Source organism: uncultured Clostridium sp., assembly GCF_910588715.1.
In the GTDB taxonomy this organism is placed as follows: Bacteria; Bacillota; Clostridia; order Clostridiales; family Clostridiaceae; genus Clostridium.
Map to the genome: position 1 here is coordinate 22,484 of NZ_CAJURG010000003.1, position 23,428 is coordinate 45,911.

At 28.5% G+C, this 23,428-nt stretch carries 20 protein-coding genes; 2 read left to right on the forward strand and 18 right to left on the reverse strand.

Annotated features, from left to right (window positions below):
* The 3 genes from QZ321_RS06610 to QZ321_RS06620 form a co-directional block, all read right to left on the reverse strand.
* Positions 1-1,074, reverse strand: coding sequence for a glycosyltransferase (locus QZ321_RS06610; RefSeq protein WP_294196437.1), 1,074 nt, complete (start codon positions 1,072-1,074; stop codon positions 1-3).
* Positions 1,075-1,376: 302 nt separating this feature from the next.
* Entirely contained in the window at positions 1,377-2,813 is a 1,437-nt protein-coding gene (locus QZ321_RS06615) for a sucrose-specific PTS transporter subunit IIBC (RefSeq protein ID WP_291746413.1), read from the reverse strand.
* A gap of 96 nt (positions 2,814-2,909) precedes the next feature.
* Complete coding sequence (locus QZ321_RS06620) at positions 2,910-4,244, reverse strand: glycoside hydrolase family 32 protein (RefSeq protein WP_291746416.1); 1,335 nt, start codon at positions 4,242-4,244, stop codon at positions 2,910-2,912.
* Between the two features lie 182 nt (positions 4,245-4,426).
* On the opposite strand from QZ321_RS06620, the gene QZ321_RS06625 reads away from it, so the two are divergent.
* Entirely contained in the window at positions 4,427-5,443 is a 1,017-nt protein-coding gene (locus QZ321_RS06625) for a LacI family DNA-binding transcriptional regulator (protein ID WP_291746418.1), read from the forward strand.
* Positions 5,444-5,542: 99 nt separating this feature from the next.
* Here the strand turns inward: QZ321_RS06625 and eno are convergent, their stop codons facing one another.
* From eno to gpmI, 4 genes are all read right to left on the reverse strand, one after another.
* A complete protein-coding gene (gene eno / locus QZ321_RS06630; RefSeq protein ID WP_291740075.1) occupies positions 5,543-6,838 on the reverse strand; it encodes a phosphopyruvate hydratase in 1,296 nt (431 codons plus the stop codon).
* Between the two features lie 186 nt (positions 6,839-7,024).
* On the reverse strand, positions 7,025-7,609 hold the full coding sequence (locus tag QZ321_RS06635) for a protein kinase (RefSeq protein ID WP_291740073.1): 585 nt from the start codon (positions 7,607-7,609) through the stop codon (positions 7,025-7,027).
* 148 nt (positions 7,610-7,757) lie between these two features.
* Entirely contained in the window at positions 7,758-8,624 is an 867-nt protein-coding gene (locus tag QZ321_RS06640) for a DegV family protein (RefSeq protein ID WP_291740072.1), read from the reverse strand.
* 256 nt (positions 8,625-8,880) lie between these two features.
* Positions 8,881-10,413 carry a 2,3-bisphosphoglycerate-independent phosphoglycerate mutase gene (gpmI, locus tag QZ321_RS06645; RefSeq protein WP_291746421.1) on the reverse strand — a complete coding sequence of 511 codons (1,533 nt, stop codon included), beginning with the start codon at positions 10,411-10,413 and terminating at the stop codon, positions 8,881-8,883.
* Positions 10,414-10,841: 428 nt separating this feature from the next.
* Between gpmI and QZ321_RS06650 the strand changes: the two genes are divergently transcribed.
* A complete protein-coding gene (locus QZ321_RS06650) occupies positions 10,842-11,900 on the forward strand; it encodes a hypothetical protein (protein WP_291740069.1) in 1,059 nt (352 codons plus the stop codon).
* Positions 11,901-11,946: 46 nt separating this feature from the next.
* Here the strand turns inward: QZ321_RS06650 and tpiA are convergent, their stop codons facing one another.
* From tpiA to QZ321_RS06705, 11 genes are all read right to left on the reverse strand, one after another.
* Positions 11,947-12,693, reverse strand: coding sequence for a triose-phosphate isomerase (tpiA, locus tag QZ321_RS06655; RefSeq protein ID WP_042398442.1), 747 nt, complete (start codon positions 12,691-12,693; stop codon positions 11,947-11,949).
* Between the two features lie 176 nt (positions 12,694-12,869).
* Positions 12,870-14,048, reverse strand: coding sequence for a phosphoglycerate kinase (locus QZ321_RS06660; protein ID WP_291740064.1), 1,179 nt, complete (start codon positions 14,046-14,048; stop codon positions 12,870-12,872).
* 150 nt (positions 14,049-14,198) lie between these two features.
* A complete protein-coding gene (gene gap, locus QZ321_RS06665) occupies positions 14,199-15,212 on the reverse strand; it encodes a type I glyceraldehyde-3-phosphate dehydrogenase (RefSeq protein WP_291746423.1) in 1,014 nt (337 codons plus the stop codon).
* 80 nt (positions 15,213-15,292) lie between these two features.
* A complete protein-coding gene (locus QZ321_RS06670) occupies positions 15,293-16,321 on the reverse strand; it encodes a sugar-binding domain-containing protein (RefSeq protein WP_291740059.1) in 1,029 nt (342 codons plus the stop codon).
* Between the two features lie 367 nt (positions 16,322-16,688).
* Entirely contained in the window at positions 16,689-17,525 is an 837-nt protein-coding gene (locus tag QZ321_RS06675; protein ID WP_291740057.1) for a DegV family protein, read from the reverse strand.
* Positions 17,526-17,543: 18 nt separating this feature from the next.
* Positions 17,544-18,005: a tRNA (cytidine(34)-2'-O)-methyltransferase gene (locus QZ321_RS06680; protein ID WP_291740056.1), complete on the reverse strand. Its 462-nt coding sequence runs from the start codon at positions 18,003-18,005 to the stop codon at positions 17,544-17,546.
* 143 nt (positions 18,006-18,148) lie between these two features.
* Positions 18,149-19,669, reverse strand: a complete 1,521-nt coding sequence (locus tag QZ321_RS06685; protein ID WP_291746426.1) for a VanW family protein — start codon at positions 19,667-19,669, stop codon at positions 18,149-18,151.
* A 183-nt stretch (positions 19,670-19,852) separates the two neighbouring features.
* Entirely contained in the window at positions 19,853-20,794 is a 942-nt protein-coding gene (locus QZ321_RS06690; protein ID WP_291742822.1) for a glycoside hydrolase family 25 protein, read from the reverse strand.
* 133 nt (positions 20,795-20,927) lie between these two features.
* Complete coding sequence (locus tag QZ321_RS06695) at positions 20,928-21,839, reverse strand: D-alanine--D-alanine ligase (RefSeq protein WP_291746428.1); 912 nt, start codon at positions 21,837-21,839, stop codon at positions 20,928-20,930.
* 155 nt (positions 21,840-21,994) lie between these two features.
* On the reverse strand, positions 21,995-22,636 hold the full coding sequence (nth, locus tag QZ321_RS06700; protein WP_291746431.1) for an endonuclease III: 642 nt from the start codon (positions 22,634-22,636) through the stop codon (positions 21,995-21,997).
* A gap of 44 nt (positions 22,637-22,680) precedes the next feature.
* Complete coding sequence (locus tag QZ321_RS06705; protein WP_291746435.1) at positions 22,681-23,388, reverse strand: lysophospholipid acyltransferase family protein; 708 nt, start codon at positions 23,386-23,388, stop codon at positions 22,681-22,683.
* Positions 23,389-23,428: the final 40 nt, after the last annotated feature.

Sequence of the window (23,428 nt, forward strand, 5' to 3'; positions counted from 1 at the left end):
TTATGCCCCCTTATTAAAATGATTTATAACACTAAATATCTCTTCTTGATTTATATTTTCCTTAACCTTTTTCATATTTATTTTCATATCTAAAATAGCTTTATCATCATTTATAAGCGCTAAAATATCTTCTGCTATATCAATCTTTTCATCCCAAATTACTTTTCCAATTTTCTTATCTTCTATAAATTTAGCATTTTTAACTTCTTGAAATAAAAATGGATTTACTACATAAATGGGAGTTTCGCTATAAATTGATTCAAACAAAGTTATTCCTCCCGATTTAGATATTATTAAATCCGCTTTTTTCATATAATCATTTATCTTATCTGTATATCCTAAAACATTAATATTTTTATATTTACTTTTTAAATCATCAAACATCTTTTTATTATTTCCTGTTATAACTGTTGTTTTTATTTCCTTTTCATTATTTAATCTTTCAAATAAATTTTCACTAAAAGAAATTAATCCTAATCCACCACCCATTATTAAAATTTCTTTTAATTTATTATTATTAAACTCTATAATATTATTTTTAAACCTTTGCTTAACAGGAATTCCACTAACAATTATTTTATTTTTATCAATACCTTTATCAACCAAACTTTCCTTTATGCTTATATCTCCTACAAAATAAAAATCTGTATTTTTGTGAATCCATTCATTATGACTAGAAATATCAGTTATGAATGTAAATAAAGGAATATTTAATTTATTTATTGATTTATATTTAGAAATATATTGAGAACTTATTGGCAATGTTGAAATGACTATGTCTGGATTAAACTCAAAAAATAACTTATCTAATCCCTTTATAAAAAAACTATTAAAGGTTTTTATATTAATATCTTCATTATTCATACTTATAAAATTATATAAGTTTGACCATTTAGTTACTAAAGTATTAAAGCTCTTATAAATAACCTTACTTGCTGATGGCATTAAATAATCTATTATATCAACAATTTTAACTTCTATTTTTGAATCCTTATTGTTTATTTCTTCTTTTATTGCTTCGGATACTGAATAATGCCCCATTCCAAATTTTCCCGTTAAAATTAACACTTTCATAATATTTCCCCCAATATTTGCTTTCTATATTTTTATTTTAGCAAGTAAATATTAAGATTTAATTTAAATAAATATTAAGATTTACTTACATAAATTTCTTAACTTATTAATTTTTTATTAATATTTAACCTAATTTTATGCTAATACCCCCTTTAGCCTAAAACTTACAATTTAATTTTAACTAATAAATATTATACATTATATCGATTTATATTTAATTTAAATTACATTTTTGTAATAAAAAAGAACCTATATCATAATTATCTTGATATAGATTCTTTTTATCTATTTAATAATAAATATTAAACCTTTTTAGCAAAAAATTTAGCAAGTATAGCTGTAGCTACAAAAGAGCTAACAAAAGCTATTGCCATAGATATCATATATTGAAGCATTGATTCAGGTCTTATTACTATAACTCCTGGTAATCCAGCCGGTCCTGGTGATAATGATAATACATTCATTAATGTTGTATATGCAGAACCAATAGCTGAACCTATTAATGCACCTATAAATGGATATAATAATTTTAAATTAACTCCAAAAATAGCTGGTTCTGTAATTCCTAATAATGCTGATACACCTGCTGCTGATGCTGTACTTTTCATTTTAGCATTTTTCTTTACAATAAAAAACACTGCTAAAGCTGCTGCCCCCTGTGCGACATTAGATGCTGCAACTACTGCAAAAGTTGGAGACCCTCCTAATGTTCCTATATTAGCTAATATTTGTGTTTCAGCAGTTACTAAACTATGATGCATTCCTGTAATAACTAACAATGGATAAACTATTCCATAAATTGCTCCACCAACAAATCCTAAATCAAAGAATAAGTACATTACACCTGCTGTCATCCAATCTCCTACTGTTCTCATTATAGGACCAACTATTGTAAAAGTTAAAAGTGCAGTTAATAATACAGTTAAAAGTGGCGTTACTATATTATCTATCATTGGATGGACTACTTTACGTAATCTTTTTTCTATATTTGATAAAATAAATGATGATGCTATTATTGGAAGTACTGTTCCTTGATATCCAACCTTAGCTATTTCAAATCCAAAAATATTCCAATAAGGCACTGCCCCATCCAACACTGCTTGTCCATAATCATATCCGTTTAATAAGTCCGGATGAATCATTATTGCTCCTATAACAGCTCCTAAAACTGGAGTTCCGCCAAATATCTTAGTTGCTGAAAAGCCAATTAAAACTGGTAAAAATACAAATGCTGCATTAGAAAATGTATTTACCATCTCAGCCAAACCTGTTATTTGTGGATAAGCTTCTATTAATGATTCACCCTTTATAAATAACCCTTGAGCTGTAAGCACATTATTAAGTCCCATTAATAAACCAGCTGCTACAAGTGCAGGAAGTATTGGAACAAAAACATCTGCAAGAGCCTTTAAAAATCTTTGAAATATATTAGTTTTTTTTACTGATGCTTGTTTTAATTCTTCCTTACTAGCCTCTGCTACCCCAGAGAATTCAATAAAATGTTTACATACTTCGTCTACTATTCCAGTTCCTAATATTATTTGAAACTGCCCTCCATTATTAAAGCTTCCCTTAACTAATTCTACTTCTTCGATACCCTTTACATCCACTAGTTTATCATCTGCTAAAACAACTCTTAACCTTGTAGCACAATGTGCAACACTAATTATATTTTCTTTTCCCCCTAAACACTTTAGTATATCTTTTGCTACTTCATCATAAACCTTTTTATTAGACATTCCTCTTCCTCCAATCTACTATTTATTTTTATAAATTAAGAATCTATTATTTTAAAATATAATTCTAAAATAATAGATTCTAGTAACACTTATATTTTATAACTTAAACATTTCTATATTATTTACATTAATTGCTTCTATATTAGATTTTAGGTTATAAACAATATTTGAAATTACATACTTTCCATCATTAATAAATATTTCAATAATTCCATTGTCAATATAGATATTTAATTCATATTTTCCATTTAGCTTAGAAGAATTAAATACTCTTCCTATTCCTTTAATTTCAGGAAATACTTCGCTTCTGTCTGCTACTATCTTATCTTTGTTTACTGATATCTTATATCCTCCTATATTTAAAACACTTTCTTCATTTAAAGTTACTTTTAACTTATAAGTTTCCTCAACATTAAATTCAGATAATTTAACTTTCTTGTCAAACAAACTATCTATATATTCTGGAACTGTAAAGTATACCTCATTATTTTTTACATTTATTACTCTAGGGATACTCATCATTCCTATCCAATTTTCATTTTCACAAACAATTGGCATTCTCATCCAGCCAATTAAAATTCTATTGCCAAACTCATCTATAGTAGTTTGAGGCGCATATAAATCAAGCCCTTCATCTAAAAACTTATGATTGTTTATAAGACTCATTTCACAAGTATCTTCATCAAAATTTACCATAGAATATACAGCGTTATTTCCATAATTGATACCATCATTAATTGTATTTTCTGGAGAAACTACTAAAATATAATTTCCATCTACATTAAATAAGTCTGGGCACTCCCACATATCCCCTATGGAATCATCATAAAATCTATTTTTATAACTCCATTGTTCTCCATCTTTACTTGTATAAAATAAAACTTCTCCAGTAAACTTGTCATTGTCTTTCTTCTTAAACTTACTTCCAAGTATCATTGAATAGCATTCCTTATGTTTCCAAACCTTTGGATCTCTCGTATGTGTTCTATGACCTAAACTTTCATCCATTATTGCTGGAATTATAATTTTTTTATCATCATAATTATTAAATGTATATCCATCTCTAGATACTATTTTCGCTTGTGATGCTTCAAATGATTCATTATCATATGGAGAATGAATATTTCCGTCTTTAAATCTATCATATTTTATTGCTGTATAATATAAATGTAATTCCTCATCCTTAACAATAGCTGTTCCTGAAAAACATCCATTTTGATCATATTCTTTAGTTGGATATAGTGCTATTTTGTGATGATTCCAATTTACTAAATCTTTACTTGTAGCATGTCCCCAATGCATAGTTCCCCATTTACATTCAAAAGGAAAATGTTGATAAAATAAATGATATTCTCCATTATAATAAATAAATCCATTGGGATCATTTATCCAATTACTCGGAGCTGTTAAATGTATTCTTGGTCTTGCCATTTTAATAATCTCCTTATATAAAATTTGTTAACCGGTAATGTTACCGGTTACTTTAAATTTATGATAACATTTTCTTATAATCAAGTCAATAATTTAAAAAACTATATTTTTGATGTTTTTTTATATCTTTGTTATAATACTACAATAACAAATTATTTTATAATAATTTTGATGAGGTGCCTATGACAAAAAAAGTTACTTTTAGTGATATTGCTAAACTTACAAATTTTTCAAAAACAACTATTTCGAGATATTTTAATAATCCTGATTCTTTAACTGTAGAATCTAGAAAAAAAATTGAAGATGCACTAATCACTTTAGATTATAAAGAAAATAAAGTTGCTAGAAGCTTAGCAAATGGTAAAAGTGAAATTATCGGAATTATAATTCCTGATCTTTTTTTACATTATTATTCTCAAATATTGAATCAAATTATAAATACATATTCTAAGTACAATTATAAATTCTTAGTATTTGTTGCTAATCATGATGGTAATGAAGAAATGAATTATATAAATGAACTTATGTCTTATCAAATTGAAGGCTTAATAATTCTAAGTCATTCTATAGATTCTAAAACACTTAGCAATTTAAATGTTCCTATTGTTTCAATAGAACGTGAAGATAAGTATATTTCAAGTGTTAATAGTGATAATTATAATGGAGCCTTAATGGCAACTAATTTATTAATTAATAATAAATGCGATATATTAATTCATATAAATTCAGCTAGTAATAAAAATATACCTGCATATAAACGTACACAAGCATTTATTGATACTTGTGAAAATAATAAAATTAAGTATAAATATTATTCAAATAAATTAGGATTTACCTTCGAGGATTCATATAAAAACATATATAAAATTTATGAGGATATGGAAAAAAATTATCCTAATATAAAAAAAGGCATATTCTTAAGCAATGATACTCATGCGAATATTTTATTAAATATTCTTATACGTAATAAAAAAAGTATTCCTGATGAATATGAAATAATCGGATTTGATAATTCTCCAATTTCATATGAATCCATAATCCCTATTACTACAATAAATCAAGATATTAGTAAAATAGCTGAAACTTCTATGAAATTATTACTTAGACAAATTAACTCTAAAAATCGTAGTAACTCCATATCTTTAGAACATATTACAATTGATACAGAATTAATTTTAAGAGAAACAACATCTAAGTAAACTTATAAATAATTATTTATATAAAAATGCAAATGGCAAACAATAAATTAAAATTCTAAATTTAATTTACTGTTTGCCAATTTTATTTAGTTATTTATTTTACTCTTTTATATTAAAGAAAGCTTTCTTTCCTCTATATTCTGCTACATCATCAAGTTCTTCAGCTATTCTAATTAATTGATTATACTTAGCAACTCTTTCAGATCTTGCAGGCGCTCCTGTTTTAATTTGACCTGCATTAACAGCAACAACTAAATCAGCTATAGTAGTATCTTCAGTTTCTCCACTTCTATGAGAAATAACTGCTGTATATCCAGCTCTATTAGCCATTTCAATAGCATTTAAAGTTTCTGTTAAAGTACCAATTTGATTTAATTTAATAAGAATTGAGTTAGCAACTCCTCTATAAATTCCATCTTCTAATCTTTGAGTGTTAGTTACAAATAAATCATCACCAACTAATTGAACTTTTTTGCCTAATCTATCAGTAAGTAACTTCCAACCTTCCCAATCCTCTTCTGCCATACCATCTTCAATTGAGATAATAGGATATTTATTTACCCAATCTTCAAAGAAATCAACCATTTCAGCAGCTGTTAAAGTTTTTCCTTCATGTTCTAATACATATTTTCCATCTTTATAATATTCAGATGAAGCTGCATCTATAGCTATGAATATATCTTTTCCTGGTTCATAACCAGCTTTTTTAATTGCTTCTAAAATAACTTCTATAGCTTCTTCATTACTCTTTAAGTTTGGTGCAAATCCACCCTCATCTCCAACACCTGTTGCATATCCTTTTTCATTTAAAGTTTTCTTTAATGCATGATAAACTTCTGCACAAGCTTGAACTGCTTTATCAAAGTTATCAAAGCCAACTGGCATAACCATAAATTCTTGAAGGTCTACTGAATTATCAGCATGTGAACCACCATTTATTATGTTCATCATTGGAACTGGTAATACCTTTGCATTTACTCCACCTACATATTGATATAAAGGTAATCCTAAATAATTAGCTGCTGCTTGTGCCACTGCTAAAGAAACACCTAGTATAGCATTTGCCCCTAATTTACCTTTATTATTGCTTCCATCAAGTTCTATTAACATTTTATCAATATATGTTTGATCAAAAACATTACATCCTATTAATTCTTCAGCTATTGTATCATTAACATTTTCAACAGCTTTTAAAACACCTTTTCCCATGTAATATTCTTTATTTCCATCTCTTAATTCAACTGCTTCATAAATACCAGTTGAAGCTCCTGATGGTACTGCTGCTCTTCCCATTGTTCCGTCTTCTAAGTATACCTCTACTTCTACTGTTGGGAAACATCTAGAATCTAATATTTGTCTTGCTACAACATCTACAATTTCAACAAAATTTTTCATTATATATCCTCCTTATTTTTAACATTAAATGAAATATTTTATTCCAACCTCTAATACTTACTTGTTTATTTTTTGCATACCAAAGAAATAATATTCATAAATATATCCTTAAAAAATAAAAGTTAAGATATTAATAATAAAAGTTTTATTATTAATATCTTAACTTTATTTCTCAAAATAATTATATTAATATTCTCTAGCATAATATTGATTAATTTTTCTTTCCCACTCTTCCCCTCTTCTTTTGTCAATTATATAAATTCCTCTTAAAAACTCTTCTAAAACATCAATTCCATCAAGCCCCTTCATTAGGTGTCTTGGATAATCCACCTTTCTCTTATAACATTGTTTAGGATCAATTACCTTTATTCTTTGATTTTTGTCTACATATATATCCCTACATCTTGCATCTAATTTTGTAAATTTTAATGACTTAAATTCATTAATTAATCTATACAAATTATAAATAAGTTGTTGATCTAGACCATTTTCTTTAATATAATCATCTAGTCTTTTTCCATTTACCATATCCCTTAATATATAATACTCACCATTTTTATATATCTTGGGAAAATACTTAGATTTTTTTACTTTATACAATATCTCTGCTTCACTTTTACAAACATTTTTATTTGTAAATATTTTTATAGCTTTATTACCTGGTACTTCATAAACAATTCCATTATGTCCCTCGCCCAATAACTGCGCTTCTCTAAATAAACCTTCCACTTCCTTATCAAAGTCTGCTGAATATGCATATGTTCTAGCCATTATATCTACCTCAATTAATATTTAATTATTATACTAACCATAGTATTCATTTGTGCAATTAATGCCATACTCTAAATTCACTATTTAAATTTAAAATAATAAAAAACTATATGATAGATTTTTTTTAAATCCATCATATAGTTTTTATTTATCTATGTTTTCCTAAATATATAACTGCTAAAGCTCCTGGCCCTGCATGTGCTCCAATAGCATTTCCAGCATAATTTAGAACAATATCTTTAAACTTTATTTCTTCCTCTACTAATGCTTTTAATGTTTCAGCTTCTTCATTACAATCTGCATGACATATATAAAGCACTTCATTTTCAGAATCTATAGCTCTTTCCTTTATTGAATTTGCCAAAAACTTTAATGCTTTTTTCTTTCCCTTTATTTTTTCACCTTGTACTAATTTGCCTTCATTATCTAAATATGCAGATGGCTTAATATTTAAAAGCCCCCCAATTGTTGCTGTAGCTCCTGATATACGTCCACCCCTTTTTAGATGATTTAAATCATCTACTAATACTAGGTGTATTACTCTTCTTTTATTATCTTCAATCCAATTTACTATTTCCTCTACACTTGCACCATTATCTCTCATTTCACAAGCCTTTAAAACTAATAAACCTTGCCCCATTGATGCACCTAAAGAATCAATTAATTCAATTTTTGCTTCAGGATATTCTTCAAGTAAATTATTTTTTGCTATATTAGCACTATTAAATGTTCCACTTAATCCTGATGATATTGATATATAAATTATTGAATCTCCATTTTTTATATGTTTAACAAACTCTTCTTCAAAATCATGAGCGTTTACTTGAGATGTTGTAGGAGTAGCTCCTTCTCTCATTTTATTATAAAAATCCTTATAACTTAAAGATTTACCTAAATCATCTTTTATAATTTTTCCTTCTAAATTTAATATTAATGAAAGTAATCCTATATTATTTTTATCTATATATTCTCTTTTTAAATCACATGCTGAATCCGTTATTATTTTTATGCCCATTTCCCTCAATCCTCCACCAACTTATAATAATTATATTTTTACGTTGTAAGAAGATTATATATGTAAAAAATAGTTATGTCAAATTCTTTGAATATCAAATATTACGATTCAATAAAACAAAATAAATTTCTTGATGCTCTAAAAACAAAATACTATCATAATAATAACCCCTTATATGTAAAAATTTTAAAAATTATTATACCCTGTTTAAACTTCATGCACTAAAAAAGAGAGGGACAACCCCCTCTCTTTAAAACTATTTAATTAAAGATTCACCAGTCATTTCAACAGGAACATCTAATCCCATAACTGTTAACATTGTTGGTGCTATATCAGCTAGCTTACCATCTTTTAAAGACTTACCTTCTGTATGGTTAGATACCCATACAAATGGAACTGGATCAGTTGTGTGTGCTGTAAATGGATTTCCGGTTTCAGCATCTATCATAGTTTCAGCATTTCCATGGTCAGCAGTTATAAATACTGTTCCATCTAATTCTAAAACTTTATCTACAACTTTTCCTAAACATGTGTCTACAGCTTCAACAGCAGCCTTAGCAGCTTCCATTACTCCTGTATGTCCAACCATATCAGGGTTAGCATAGTTTAATATAACCATATCATATTTTCCTGAATCTAATCTGTTTATTAATTCGTCAGTTAATTCTGGTGCACTCATTTCTGGTTTTAAGTCATAAGTTGCAACTTTTGGAGATGCAATAAGAGCTCTATCTTCACCTTCATTTTCCTTTTCAACACCACCATTGAAGAAGAATGTTACGTGAGCATACTTTTCTGTTTCAGCTATTCTTAATTGGTTTAATCCCTTAGAAGCAACATATTCTCCTAAAGTGTTAGTTATAGATTCTGGTCTGTAAGCAACTTCAACACCTTCTAAAGTCTTGTCATATTGAGTCATTGTTACAAATACTAAATCTAAAGTTTCTCTTTCAAATCCAGTAAATTCTTTATCATTTATAGCTCTAGTTATTTCTCTAGCTCTATCTGGTCTAAAGTTAAAGAATACTACTGAATCTCCATTTTTTATTGTTCCAACTGGAGCTCCATTTTCTTCAATAACACATGGTAATACGAATTCATCTGATTTATTATCAGCATAAGATTTTTCCATGCATGAAGTAGCAGATTTAGCAGTTTCACCTTTTCCAAGTACCATTGCATCATAAGCTAATTGTACTCTTTCCCATCTGTTATCTCTATCCATAGCGTAGTATCTTCCTGAAATACTAGCAATTTTACCTACTCCAATTTCAGCCATATATTTTTCTAATTCAACTACGAAGTCTTTACCTGAACCTGGAGCAACATCTCTACCATCCATGAAACAGTGAACATACACGTTCTTAACTTCTTGTTCCTTAGCTAATTTTAATAATCCCTTTAAATGATCTATATGAGAGTGAACTCCACCATTAGATAATAATCCCATTAAGTGTAATGAAGAATTATCCTTTTTAGCATTTTCAATAGCTTTTAATAAAGCTTCATTTTTGAAGAATCCACCTTCGTTTATTTCTTTAGTTATTCTAGTTAATTCTTGATATATAATTCTTCCTGCACCAATATTTAAGTGTCCAACTTCTGAATTACCCATTTGTCCATCTGGTAATCCAACAAACATACCACTTGCTTGTAATTCTGAGTGAGGATAGTTTGCAACTAATCTATCATAATTTGGTTTGCTTGCAGCAGCAACTGCATTTCCATCGCTTTCTGGAGCTATTCCAAATCCATCTAATATCATTAACATTACAGGTTTCTTCGCCATAATTCCCTCCAAATATATAAATACTTTTTTAGTTTCAAAAAAAGTGATAACTTTGTCTTTGTGAGTTTCATTATGCAATTAAAGTTTCCTGAATCTCACTCGTCATTAGTATCATTAATTGAACCATGTTTATTATACTATAATTATTATTACTAAACAATATAGAGAGGTTTTTGTAAACGTTTGTCCAAAAAATTTTCTGATAATTTATTTTTTCCCAAAAACACCAAAAATATATGCTTATTTAAGATAATAATAATCATTAGCTCTGAACTTATTTAAAATGACTGATATATCTCATTCTTTCTATTAATTTTTTCTCCGTAACTTTAAGTATTATATTAATATTTTTGGTTTATATGAAATTTACCACATTAAAATATAAATTCATATAATGAATTATAAAATTTACAAAGGACGGTTTTATTATGAAAAAACTATCTATTTATTTTATAATTCTTACTCTAATTTTGGTTATAGCCTTAAATTTATTTTTATTTTATAATTACTCATCTGTATCTAGTACTTTAAATAATTCAAATAATATAAGAAATACCATAACCGAATTAGATAAATTTAAAAGCACCATAACTGAAATGAGTGATGCTGGGGAGGCTTTTATATTAACTGGTAATATTAAATATAAATCTGATTACGAAGATTCATTAAATAATGCTCATAATAACTTAAATTCTCTTGTAGATAACAATATTATTTCCTCTCAAGACAAAGATACAATTGTTGATTTAATCAAAGATTACGAATCTATAAATGAATCTATATTTAATAGCAATATAAGTTATCCTATTTCTAGTGATGTTGAAACATTAGTTAATAATTCTAGTAATGCAAAATTAAAAATTCTCCATTCTGTTAGTAGTCTTATTTCTACTCACTGGGAATCCCTAGAAGAATCTACTAATAATATTTCTCATACTATAGGAAACCAAAAAACTTTTGTTAGCTGGATTAGTAGCATTTTTACAGCCTTAATGGCCATTCCCCCTTTCTTAGTAAAAAAATTCTCTAAGAATTTTAATAAAATTACCAATTCTACAAATTCTTTAAATGCCTCTAATCAATCTGATTCTTCTAATAAGGATGATTCTTCTTTATCCGAATCCGTTAATGCTTTGGAAACATTTTTCAACTTTAAAAATAATGTAGATGAAATTAAAGAAGTTAGAGACCAATTAATTCAAAATGCTACATTAATTAATTTTTTAAATGTTGTGGATTTTAATAACGCAGAAATGTCTAAAAATTATACTGATTGTAAAAATAAATTATCATTAATAATTAATGAGTTTGTTAATATTGAAAAGAAATGTTCAGAAGATTCTTCCCTAAATATATGTGATGAAATAAATTCAATAAAAAATGTATTAGATGAGCTTTCACTTTCCATAAATAACTTGTATAACTACAATGAATATATGATTAATATAAGTAAGCTACTCCTTAATAATAATATAAATTCTAAATAATTTTATAAAAAAAGAAATCCCTAGCAGAGGATTTCTTTTTTATATTTTAGTAATTTACGATTTGAGCAAAATCAGTAGCAACTAAGCTAGCTCCACCAACTAAAGCACCATCTATATCAGATTGAGCCATTTGAGCTTTTATAGTTCCTGGTTTAACAGAACCACCATATTGGATTCTTACTTTGTTTGCAACTTCTTGACCAAACATTTCAGCAACAACACTTCTTACAGCCATAATTGTTTCATTAGCTTGTTCATCAGTAGCAGTTTTACCAGTTCCGATAGCCCAGATTGGTTCATAAGCTATAACAACTTTTTCTGCTAATTCAGGAGATAAACCTTCTAAATCAGCTTTGATTTGAGCTCCAACAACTTCATTAGTTGTTCCATTTTCTCTTTGCTCTAAAGTTTCTCCACAACAAAGGATTGGAGTTAAGTTATGAGCAAATGCAGCTTTAACTTTCTTGTTTAAAGCTTCATCAGTTTCATTAAAGTATTCTCTTCTTTCACTATGTCCTAAAACAACATAGCTAACTCCCATAGCTTCTAACATTCCTGGAGCAACTTCACCAGTGAAAGCTCCTTTTTCTTCAAAGTGCATGTTTTGAGCTGCAACCTTTATGTTTGATCCCTCAACAGCTTTTAATACAGCATCTAAACAAACAAAAGTAGGACAAACTACTACATCACAAGTAGCATCCTTAACTAATGGTTTTAATTCATTTATAACTTTAACAGCTTCTTCTGGAGTATAGTGCATTTTCCAGTTTCCAGCAATAATAGCTTTTCTCATTCTATTCACCTCATAATTTAATTGTAAACTACTCTTCACCTGTAAAAGTAAAAGTTTCTTGGTCAATATAGCTTAAATGCTACAAGTTTATCCAAGCTTACAAGGCAGTTCCTGCCTCAAGTGCTATTTCTCCTACCTTAAAAAATAAGAGAATTTTGCACACTTATATTAAAATCCTACTTATCGTTTAAAGCAGCGATTCCTGGTAAAGTTTTACCTTCTAAGAATTCTAATGAAGCTCCACCACCTGTAGAGATGTGAGTCATTTTATCTCCAAATCCTAAGATATTAACAGCAGCAGCTGAGTCTCCTCCACCGATAACTGTTGTAGCATCTGCATCAGCCATAGCCTTAGCAACTGCAATTGTTCCTTTGTTGAAGTTTTCGAATTCGAATACTCCCATTGGTCCATTCCAGATAACAGTCTTAGCATCTTTGATTGCATCAGCATATAAAGCTTCTGTCTTTGGTCCGATATCTAATCCCATGAATCCTGCTGGAATGTTTTGATCTTCAGTAACTGTAGCTTCAACATCCTTGAATCCATCAGCAATTCTGTGGTCTACTGGTAATAAGAATTTAACACCATTAGCTTCAGCCTTAGCGATCATTTCCTTAGCGTAATCCATTCTATCATCTTCACATAAAGAAGTTCCTATTTCATATCCTTGAGCTTTTAAGAATGTATAAGCCATTCCTCCACCTATGATAATTGTATCAACTTTTTCTAAAAGATTGTTGATAACAGCAATTTTATCAGAAACCTTTGATCCCCCTAATATAGCAACGAAAGGTCTAACAGGATTGTTTACAGCTTCTCCTAAGAATTTTAATTCTTTTTGAATTAAGTATCCACAAACAGCTGTATCTACAAACTTAGTTACTCCTTCAGTTGATGAATGAGCTCTGTGAGCAGTTCCAAATGCATCATTAACGTAGATATCACATAAAGAAGCTAATTCTTTAGATAAATCTTCTCCGTTTTTAGATTCTTCTTTTCTACATCTAGTGTTTTCTAATAATACAACGTCTCCGTCTTTCATATCAGAAACAGCTTTTCTAGCATTTTCTCCAACTACTTCTTCATCTCTAGCGAAAACAACTTCTTTACCTAACATTTCGCTTAATCTTACAGCAACTGGTGCTAAAGTTTTAGAAGCATCTTTTCCTAAGTGAGAGCAAAGTATAACTTTAGCTCCATTTTCAACTAAGTATTTGATTGTTGGAAGAGCTCCTACTAATCTATTTTCGTCAGTAATAACACCGTCTTTTAAAGGTACGTTAAAGTCACATCTTACTAAAACTCTTTTACCGTTAACTTGAATATCTTCAATTGTTTTCTTATTAAAGCTCATTTCTTTCACCTCGTATATTATTGATAATTCTTCATCTAATTTTAAAATAGGCCCGGTCTTATAAGTATGCCTTAGAGACCGGACCCTTTTTAGGATCTTATAAGAGTGCTTTTATAAGCATCTAAATCCATATATAATTATCTATTAAAATTAAGCTAATTCAGCGAAGTATTTAATAGTTCTAATCATTTGGCTAGTGTATGAGTTTTCGTTGTCATACCATGAAACAACTTGAACTTGGTATAATCCTTCTCCGATTTCAGATACCATTGTTTGAGTTGCATCGAATAATGAACCGTAAGTAATTCCTACGATATCAGAAGAAACTAATTCTTCTTCAGTGTAACCGAATGATTCGTTAGAAGCAGCTTTCATAGCAGCGTTTATAGCTTCCTTAGTTACATTTTCACCCTTAACTACAGCAGTTAAGATTGTAGTTGAACCAGTTGGAACTGGAACTCTTTGTGCAGAACCGATTAATTTTCCATTTAATTCTGGAATAACTAATCCGATAGCTTTAGCAGCTCCTGTTGAGTTAGGAACGATATTTGCAGCAGCAGCTCTAGCTCTTCTGAAATCACCCTTTCTGTGAGGTCCATCTAATACCATTTGGTCTCCAGTGTAAGCGTGGATTGTTGACATTATACCAGATTGAATTGGTGCAAAGTCATTTAATGCTTTAGCCATTGGAGCTAAGCAGTTTGTAGTACAAGATGCAGCAGAAATTATGTTATCTTCAGCTGTTAATATATCTTGGTTTACGTTGAATACAACTGTTGGAAGGTCGTTTCCAGCTGGAGCTGATATAACAACTTTCTTAGCACCTGCTTCAATGTGAGCTTGAGATTTAGCTTTTGATACGTAGAATCCAGTACATTCTAATACTACGTCAACACCAATTTCTCCCCATGGTAATTTAGAAGCATCAGCTTCAGCATAAATTCTGATTTCTTTTCCATCAACAGTGATAGAATCTTCTCCAGCAACAACTTTATCACATAAAGCATATCTTCCTTGTGCTGAGTCATATTTTAATAAATGAGCTAACATTTTTGGGCTTGTTAAATCGTTGATAGCAACTATTTCATACCCTTCTGCTCCAAACATTTGTCTAAATGCAAGACGTCCTATACGTCCAAAACCGTTTATTGCAACTCTTACCATTACAATTACCTCCTAAAAATAGATATATTATATATTTAAAATTAAATTTTAAATCAAATTAATTCATGTAAAGCTTAGCTTTACTTTTTAATTAAATCTGCAATTTTTCTTGCTGCTGCTTCATCTGTAACTAAAACTGCATTTGAATTATTCATTTCTGTAGCAATTATAGCTTCTACTTTATTTTTCCCAGCAGCTACAGCAATATGTGTATTAATTTTTTTTGCATCATTAATATTAATTCCAATTGGGGTATTTTCTAATACAACTTGGGACTCTTTGTTAAAATAACACCCAAACGCTTCCCCTATTGCTCCGAGGCCTTCAAGTTTACTTATATATTCTTCTGACAATCCACGTTTTTTAGCCATATGAATTGCATTTCCTATTCCGTAAATTAAAATATCAGCATTGTGAATATTTTCAATAACTTCTTTTATTTGTTTCTCTTTAAGAAGCCCTTCTATTACTTCCGTACTAATATTTTCAGGAATATGCAAAAGTTTATATGTCCCATTAACCTTATTAGCAAGTGATGCTGCTAAATAGTTTGCTTGACTTTCAACCTTTCTTCCCATTCCACCTCTTGCGGGAATAACAAGAACATTAGAGAAATTATTTACTTTTGGAAACTCTTCTACAACTTCTTTTATTGTACTTCCTCCAGTAATTGCGATTATATCATTATCTTTAATAATATTTTTTATATAGTTAGCTGCTGCTTTTCCAAGTTCCTTAAAAGTAGCAGGATTTTCTTCCACATTACCTGGAACTATAACAACATCCTTTAATCCTAAAAATGATTTTATACTTTTCTCAATATCGTTTAATCCCTTTATTTGATGTATGAATTCTTTTAGTCCTTCTAAAATATGTTGTCCATCTTTAGTGACCGTCATACCTGGGGTGTTAATTTCTATTAAGTTTTGTGATTTTAATAAATCAATTTCATTTCTAACTACTCTTTCGCCAAGATTAAGTTCACTTGCGAGCATTCTTCTTCCAATAGGTTGGTTATAAAAAATTGTCCTTAAAACATTGTAACGTTTTTCTAGGACTTCTACCAGCTCAGGAACTATCTTTCTTTGCAATTCTAATATTTCCTGCACTCTAGATCCTCCTTTGGACTAAAAATGTCCCAGCAATGACTTTTATGTCCCACATATATTATTATAAAACAGATATCTAAATTTTGAAAGACTTTCTAGTAATTTTTTTAATATTTTTTTGTTTTTCTATTTTTTTCATTATTTATATAATAAAATTAGACTTTTTTTAAATAATTAACCATTTTTTTCTTATTTATTTTCTACATTGAAAAATCACTTTTTTAAATTTTCTCTAATATTTTATACTATTTTCATATATATATTCAAAATTTAGCTTCATTTTTTCTCCCAATAAGAGTTATTTAATACTATAAAGTAAAAAAATAGCAAATATCAATATTAAAATTGATATTTGCTATTTTAAAATTTATTTTTCCACAAAGAAAATTCCACATGCCTTAGTTCCTGAATGAATTCCTACTGTACATCCAACCTTAGCATCTATATATTTCACATTATTTTCTTCAAGATATTTCTTTAATCCTGAGTAAATTTCTTCATTTAGAATTTCTAATAATACTATGGGTGAATCAGTATCTACATTTCCATTTTCAAAATCGGAAATAACTTTCTTTAAAGCCTTCTTACTACCTCTTACCTTGTCTTTTACTGACATTTGCCCATCTTTTACTTCTAATATCAGTCTTAATCCTAAAACACTTCCTATAGCACCAGCAGCTTTTGAAAGTCTTCCCCCCCTTACTAGGTTTTCTAAGGATTCAAAACTTAATGAACTTTTAACTTTAGGGATTACATTTTTAATTTTTTCTTCAATTTCAAAGATGTCATCTCCATTATCTCTAAATTCACAAGCTTTTAATACTAAAACACCTAATCCTGATGTTACATTTCTAGAATCAATAACTACTATATCATCACTTTCTAACATATTTTTAGCGATACATGCTGATTGATATGTTCCACTCATTTCTGATGACAATACTAAAGTTACAATTTTATATCCTTCATCTAAATATTTTTTAAATATTTCCTCAAATCTATTTGGTGTTACTTGAGCTGTAGTCGGAAGAATATTTTCTCTTTCTATTCTATCTAACATTTCCTTAGTATTTATTTCAAGTCCATCTAAATAACTTTCTTCTCCAAAATTAATTAGTAATGGTAAAACTTCAATATCTTTTTCCTTTATAATATCTGATGGTAAATCTAAAGTACTATCAGTAATAATCTTAATTTTTTCCATACAAGTACCCCCTAACTTTTACTTCATATTTGGAAAGTTTATTTGTTTTAATGCCTCATATGCTATAATTGCTACTGTATTTGATAAATTTAAACTTCTTGTACTTGTTTGTACCATTGGTACTCTTATACCTCTATGGGCATTATGTACATCTTCAGGAACTCCTGATGATTCTCTTCCAAACATTATAAAATCTCCCTCTTGGAATTTCTCATCTGAATATATATTTCCCCCATGTGTTGTAGATAAAAATATTCTTCTATCTCCATACTTAGCCATAAAATCTTCATAAGATTCATGAACTTCTAATTTTAAATCCTTCCAATAATCTAAACCTGATCTTCTAACGGCTTTATCATCAATACTAAATCCTAAAGGTTTTATTAAATGAAGAGTTGAGTCAGTTAAAACACAAGTTCTTGCTATATTTCCAGTATTTTGTGGTATTTCTGGTTGATATAAAACTATATTTAAATTCAATGAATTCACCCTCCAAAATAAAAAGTAAGATGTTATAACATCTTACTTTACATTATTTATATACCTTCAATGATACTATATAGTTTTTTAATAGTCAAAGTATTTTACAATTTGTTAACTTAAATATAATTAAAATTCTAAGCCTATTCTACTTTATTATCTTCTGGTTTATTGTTTGGATTATTTTCTACAGGTTTATTTTCTGTAGGTTTATTTTGTTCTTGATTTACTTCATTTTTATCTGGAGTTGGTGTTGGTTTTTCCGCCTTTTTTGTTCCCACACTAACAACTTGGTTTCTACTTGAGTAAACATCTGTTGATATAAGTTCTTTATTTACTTGAACACCATTTTCATAAGTAATTAAATATCCACTAGCCTTACATCCATTAGAACCTGCTGATGTTACAACTCTTGCTCCTTCAGCCAAGTTAGCATCTTTTACTTCTTCTGTACCATAATTATAAGTTTCTAATATTTCATTAACAAGCTCATAAGTCTTTCCACCCATGGCTTCTTTATTTCCCCAAACATTAAATACTACTTGATTGCCAGATAAATATCCTTGAATATATATTGGAAAATCATACGTATTTACAAATCTATAATCTATGTACCCTGCTGCAACTGTTGCATCTAATCCTGGTTTTGCATATCCAACAGTCATTGAGTGATTACGTCTTTCTGTAGACCTTATATTAGCTTGTATAATAGCCCTATAAAGGGTACTTGATACTTGACATACTCCTCCACCATAACCAGGTACTATTTTAGAACCAACATATGTATTAGCTTCTTTATATCCTCTTTCTGGAGTTGTTTCTCCTATTGTATTGTTGTAACTAAATTCATCTCCTGGCATTAATAATGTGCCATTAATATAGCCACTTGCTATTCTTAAATTCTCAACTCTTCCTTTATCTGAAGTACCAAAAGTAGTTGAGTAAGATGACATTATACCTGTAATTTTGTTTAAATCAGCTGAAGTTATTCGTGGTGAATAATCTTGTAATTCTATAGTTACAGCTTCAATTTTTTCTGGATTTGGATCTATACATTCTTTTATTTTATTAAATAAATCCTCAGTATTTAATTGCTTTCCAATAACTTCTGGAGTAACAGATATACTTCCACCATTAACTGATATTTTTGCATCTACAGCATCAACTTTTACTTGATCATTTACACTATTAATAAATTCCTTAACTTTTTCTTCATCATAGCTTAATACTGTATCAACATTATAATCAACACCATCTTTTATTATCTTTTTCTTTTCAAACATTCCCTTATCTTTTCCGTAACTTAATGCTTCTTCTACTGTTTCATCAGCACTTACTGAAGGGTTAATATCTGAATATTTAAGTTCAAAACTTTTATCACCAACAGTTACATTGATTACTTTATTTCCAATTAATGAAATTAACTGATCATTCATTATATTTATCGCTTCTTCTTTAGATTTACCACCTAAATCTATACCATAAGCTTGTACCCCAGGATATATTTTATCCGCCCATGAATCAACTTCATTTTTCACATTCATAAAGTAAGCAAAAGCTATACCTGCAATTACTATTACAGCCGCTGATATACCAATTATTAACTTCATGTTTTTAGACATAGTTTTTTTAATTTTATCATCATTTGATTGTTCGTTACTCATAGTTCCACTCCTCCCAATTTTATATATAATTGCAATACGTTCTAATTATATTCTATTATTCAATTTAATACAATTAATAAAATTATGTCATTTAATCAAAATTATATTAGAAAATAAAAGAATAGCTTTACACATACTAAGTATTTATTTTTTATAAAGCTATTCTAAATTTATATTATTATTTTATACAGTAAAGCTGCTTCTATTCTTAGATGTTTCACCATCTCTATCAAAAGCTTCTATACTTATCTTTATTGGTCCATTAACAGTAAAAGGTAATTGATTTATATTTATAGAAAAATTAATATCATCTGCATCTACTGTTCCAATCCAATAATTATTAGCAAAAATATTATATCCTAATAAATCTGTGTCAGTATTCTTTTTCCAACTAACATTTAAAACATTTCCTTTTCTATTAACAGTAAGCCCTGTTACATTTCTAGGTTGAGTTAATAAATCTAAGCTATCTGGTCCCCAATTTGCATCAACTAAATTTCCAACACCAGCAACCTTTGCACTTTCACTATATTGCCATATTCTCCATCTAGTCCATCCACCTACATCTGGTGGTACAGGAGCGTTTCCTGCAATTGCAGTATAATGAGCTATCCATAATATCATATTTTTCAAAGGATAACCCTTATCAGGAATAAAGAAATTATTATACATTTCAACAAAAAAAACACCAGTATAAAGCATTAATCTTCTTCTTGTTTTCTTTTCAAACCTTTTTCTAAACCTTTCTATCCAATTTATTAGTGAAGAGGTAGAAATTGAATTATCAGTAGGAATTTCAATATCTAAAACCGGAAATAAATCTCCATAATCTCTTTCTCCAAACCCCTCTTGAAGTATATTAATAAAATCATCACATTGTGCATCTGCAGTAGTTAAATTTGTACTAGGTACTCCAAAATGATATGCACCAACAGGTATATTTAAGTCTCTTGATTTTTTAGCAAACTCTAAAAATTTCTTATCTACTCTAAATCTACCTGAAGCCGATCCCGAAGATCTTAGGTATAAAAAATCTATAGTACTTGCAAGGACTGTAAAGTCTACATTTTGTGTATATTCATTAATATCTATACCAAAAAGACTTTTATCATTTCTATTTTGCATAAGGCCCTCCAATAAAAATTCTCCTTACTACATATAATATTTAAAATTATAGTTATGGTTACATCAAAAATACTGTTAATAAATAATTTAAAGTAAAAAAAACTCAGATTTAACTGAGTTTTTTTACTTTAAATTAAATATTTCTTTTAACCTTTAAAGATGCTTCTATTATTTTATCTAAAAGACCAGCATAAGTGATTTCTATAGCTGCTGCACTCTTAGGAAAAAGACTTGCTGGAGTCATTCCTGGTAATGTATTTACTTCTAAAATATATGGAGTTCCACTTTTATCAATAATCATATCAACTCTAGCATATACTTGACACTTTAAAGCTCTATAAGTTTCTAAAGCCATTTTTTCAACTTCGTTATGAATCTTTTCTTCCAATTGAATAACTACTTCATCAGCTCCATCAGCTGCATATTTTTGAGTATAATCAAAAAAGTCTGACTTTGGTCTAATTGCTATAACAGGCCACATTTTATCATCAAATACTGGGCAAGTTATTTCTTCACCTTCAACAAATTCTTCAATCATTACTTCTGTATCCCACTTAAGACCTTCTTCAACTGCTGCCTTAATATCTTCTTTCTTTGTTATCTTAAAAGTAGCAACACTTGAACCTCCATTTGTTGGTTTAACAAAAACAGGATACCCCATTTCATCTATTTTATCATATTTTATTTCATCTACAGAAGAAACATTAATCCATCTTGCAGTTCTAATATCATTTGCCTTTAATATTCTTTTTGTAAAATCCTTATCCATACATACCCCTGAACTAATAGGCCCACATCCTGAATAAGGTATATCTAAAGTTTGAAGGACTGATTGAACAGTTCCATCTTCACCAAATTTTCCATGAAGAGCTAATAATGCAAAATCTAAATCTTTAACTTTATTTATTATATCTTCTTTGTTATCAATAACTACTGGTACTACTTCATATTTATTTTTATCTATTTTTTCAACTATTGAATTACCACTTTTAAGTGAAATTTCTCTCTCTGAAGAAATTCCCCCCATTATTACTCCAACTTTCATACAAATCCTCCTAAAACTCTAATAATTATAAATATATAACTAAACAATTTTATATTAATTATATCATAATAAAACCTTCAAATCTTTAATTTAATTACATTAAACTAAAACTTATAATATTGTATAAGTAATTTATTTAAATAATTTTAAAAATTTTATTTTTCTTTAGACTTTTGCTCTTTGAAATATTTGCATCTATTAGTTAACGGACATTCCCCACATTTAGGATTTCTGGCTATACAACATCTTCTGCCATGAAATATTAATAAATGGTGAGTTAAACTCCACTCCTTTTTAGGTAATTCTGCTTGAAGTTGCTTTTCTACTTCTAAAACATTATCAGAATCTGCAAGTCCTAGCCTGTTAGAAACCCTAAATACATGAGTATCAACTGCAATAGATGGAACTCCAAAGGCATTTGATAATACTACATTTGCTGTTTTTCTTCCAGCACCTGCTAAGCTTGTTATCTCTTCCATTGTTTTAGGAACCTCTCCATTAAACTTAGTTTTAAGCTGATTACACATAATTAAAATATTTTTAGCTTTATTTCTAAATAGTCCTATTTGTTTTATCCTTGTTTCAAGTTCATTTATAGATAATGTTAAAAATGCATCAACATCAGAATAATCCCTAAATAACACCTCAGTAACTTCATTAACCTTCTTATCAGTTGTTTGCGCAGATAAAATTGTTGCAACTAATAATTGAAATGGAGTTTTATAATTTAATTCACACTTAGCATCTGGATATAGCCTCTTTAACTCTTCTAATATTATTTTAGTCCTTTGCTTCATTTAAATTTCCTCCAAAATTTTAAATATCAATTTTCTACTAATGGTTAATCCTTATAAACACCTTTATATTCTTCTGGTAATCCATTAGCTATTGACTTCATTATATAATTTAGACATCTATCATCATATTCATGCTTAGATTCATCTTTACTCTTTTTAGGAAGTTCTATATATTCTCCTATTTTTACATTTACTTCAGCCTCATTCCACTTCTCCCCTGCCATATCACCATTTTTATTAATTGGTAATAGTTTTTCGGTTCCATATAATGAAATAGGTATTATTTTTGCCTTGCTCATTCTAGCAACTAATAATATACCTTTTTTCCCTTCAATCATACTACCTGTTCTACTCCTTGTCCCCTCAGGGAAAAGAACAAGATTTTCTCCATTTCTTAATAAATTTATCATAGCCATAATGGCTTCCTTATCAGCGCTATTAGGTTTTATTGCAATATTTTTAACTATTTTAGTCCCTAAGTTTGTAACTGGATCATTTGAAAGCTTAATTCCTGCAACAAAAGTAGGATCATATTCATCTTTTAATATTTTTTCTATAATAAATCCATCTGAATTACTTAAATGATTACTAATAAATATTTTAGCCCCTTCAGCTTTTTTTATATTTTCATACCCACTTAAATTAATTTTTGCATACTTTTTTAAATATCCATTTACTTTATTTCTTGCTATCTTTATAACTAAGCTTTCTGGTAAAAGCTTTATAATATTTGCAGTAGTCTTAGACATCATATCAAAATTCCCCCTTAAATTAACTAAATAATATAAATAT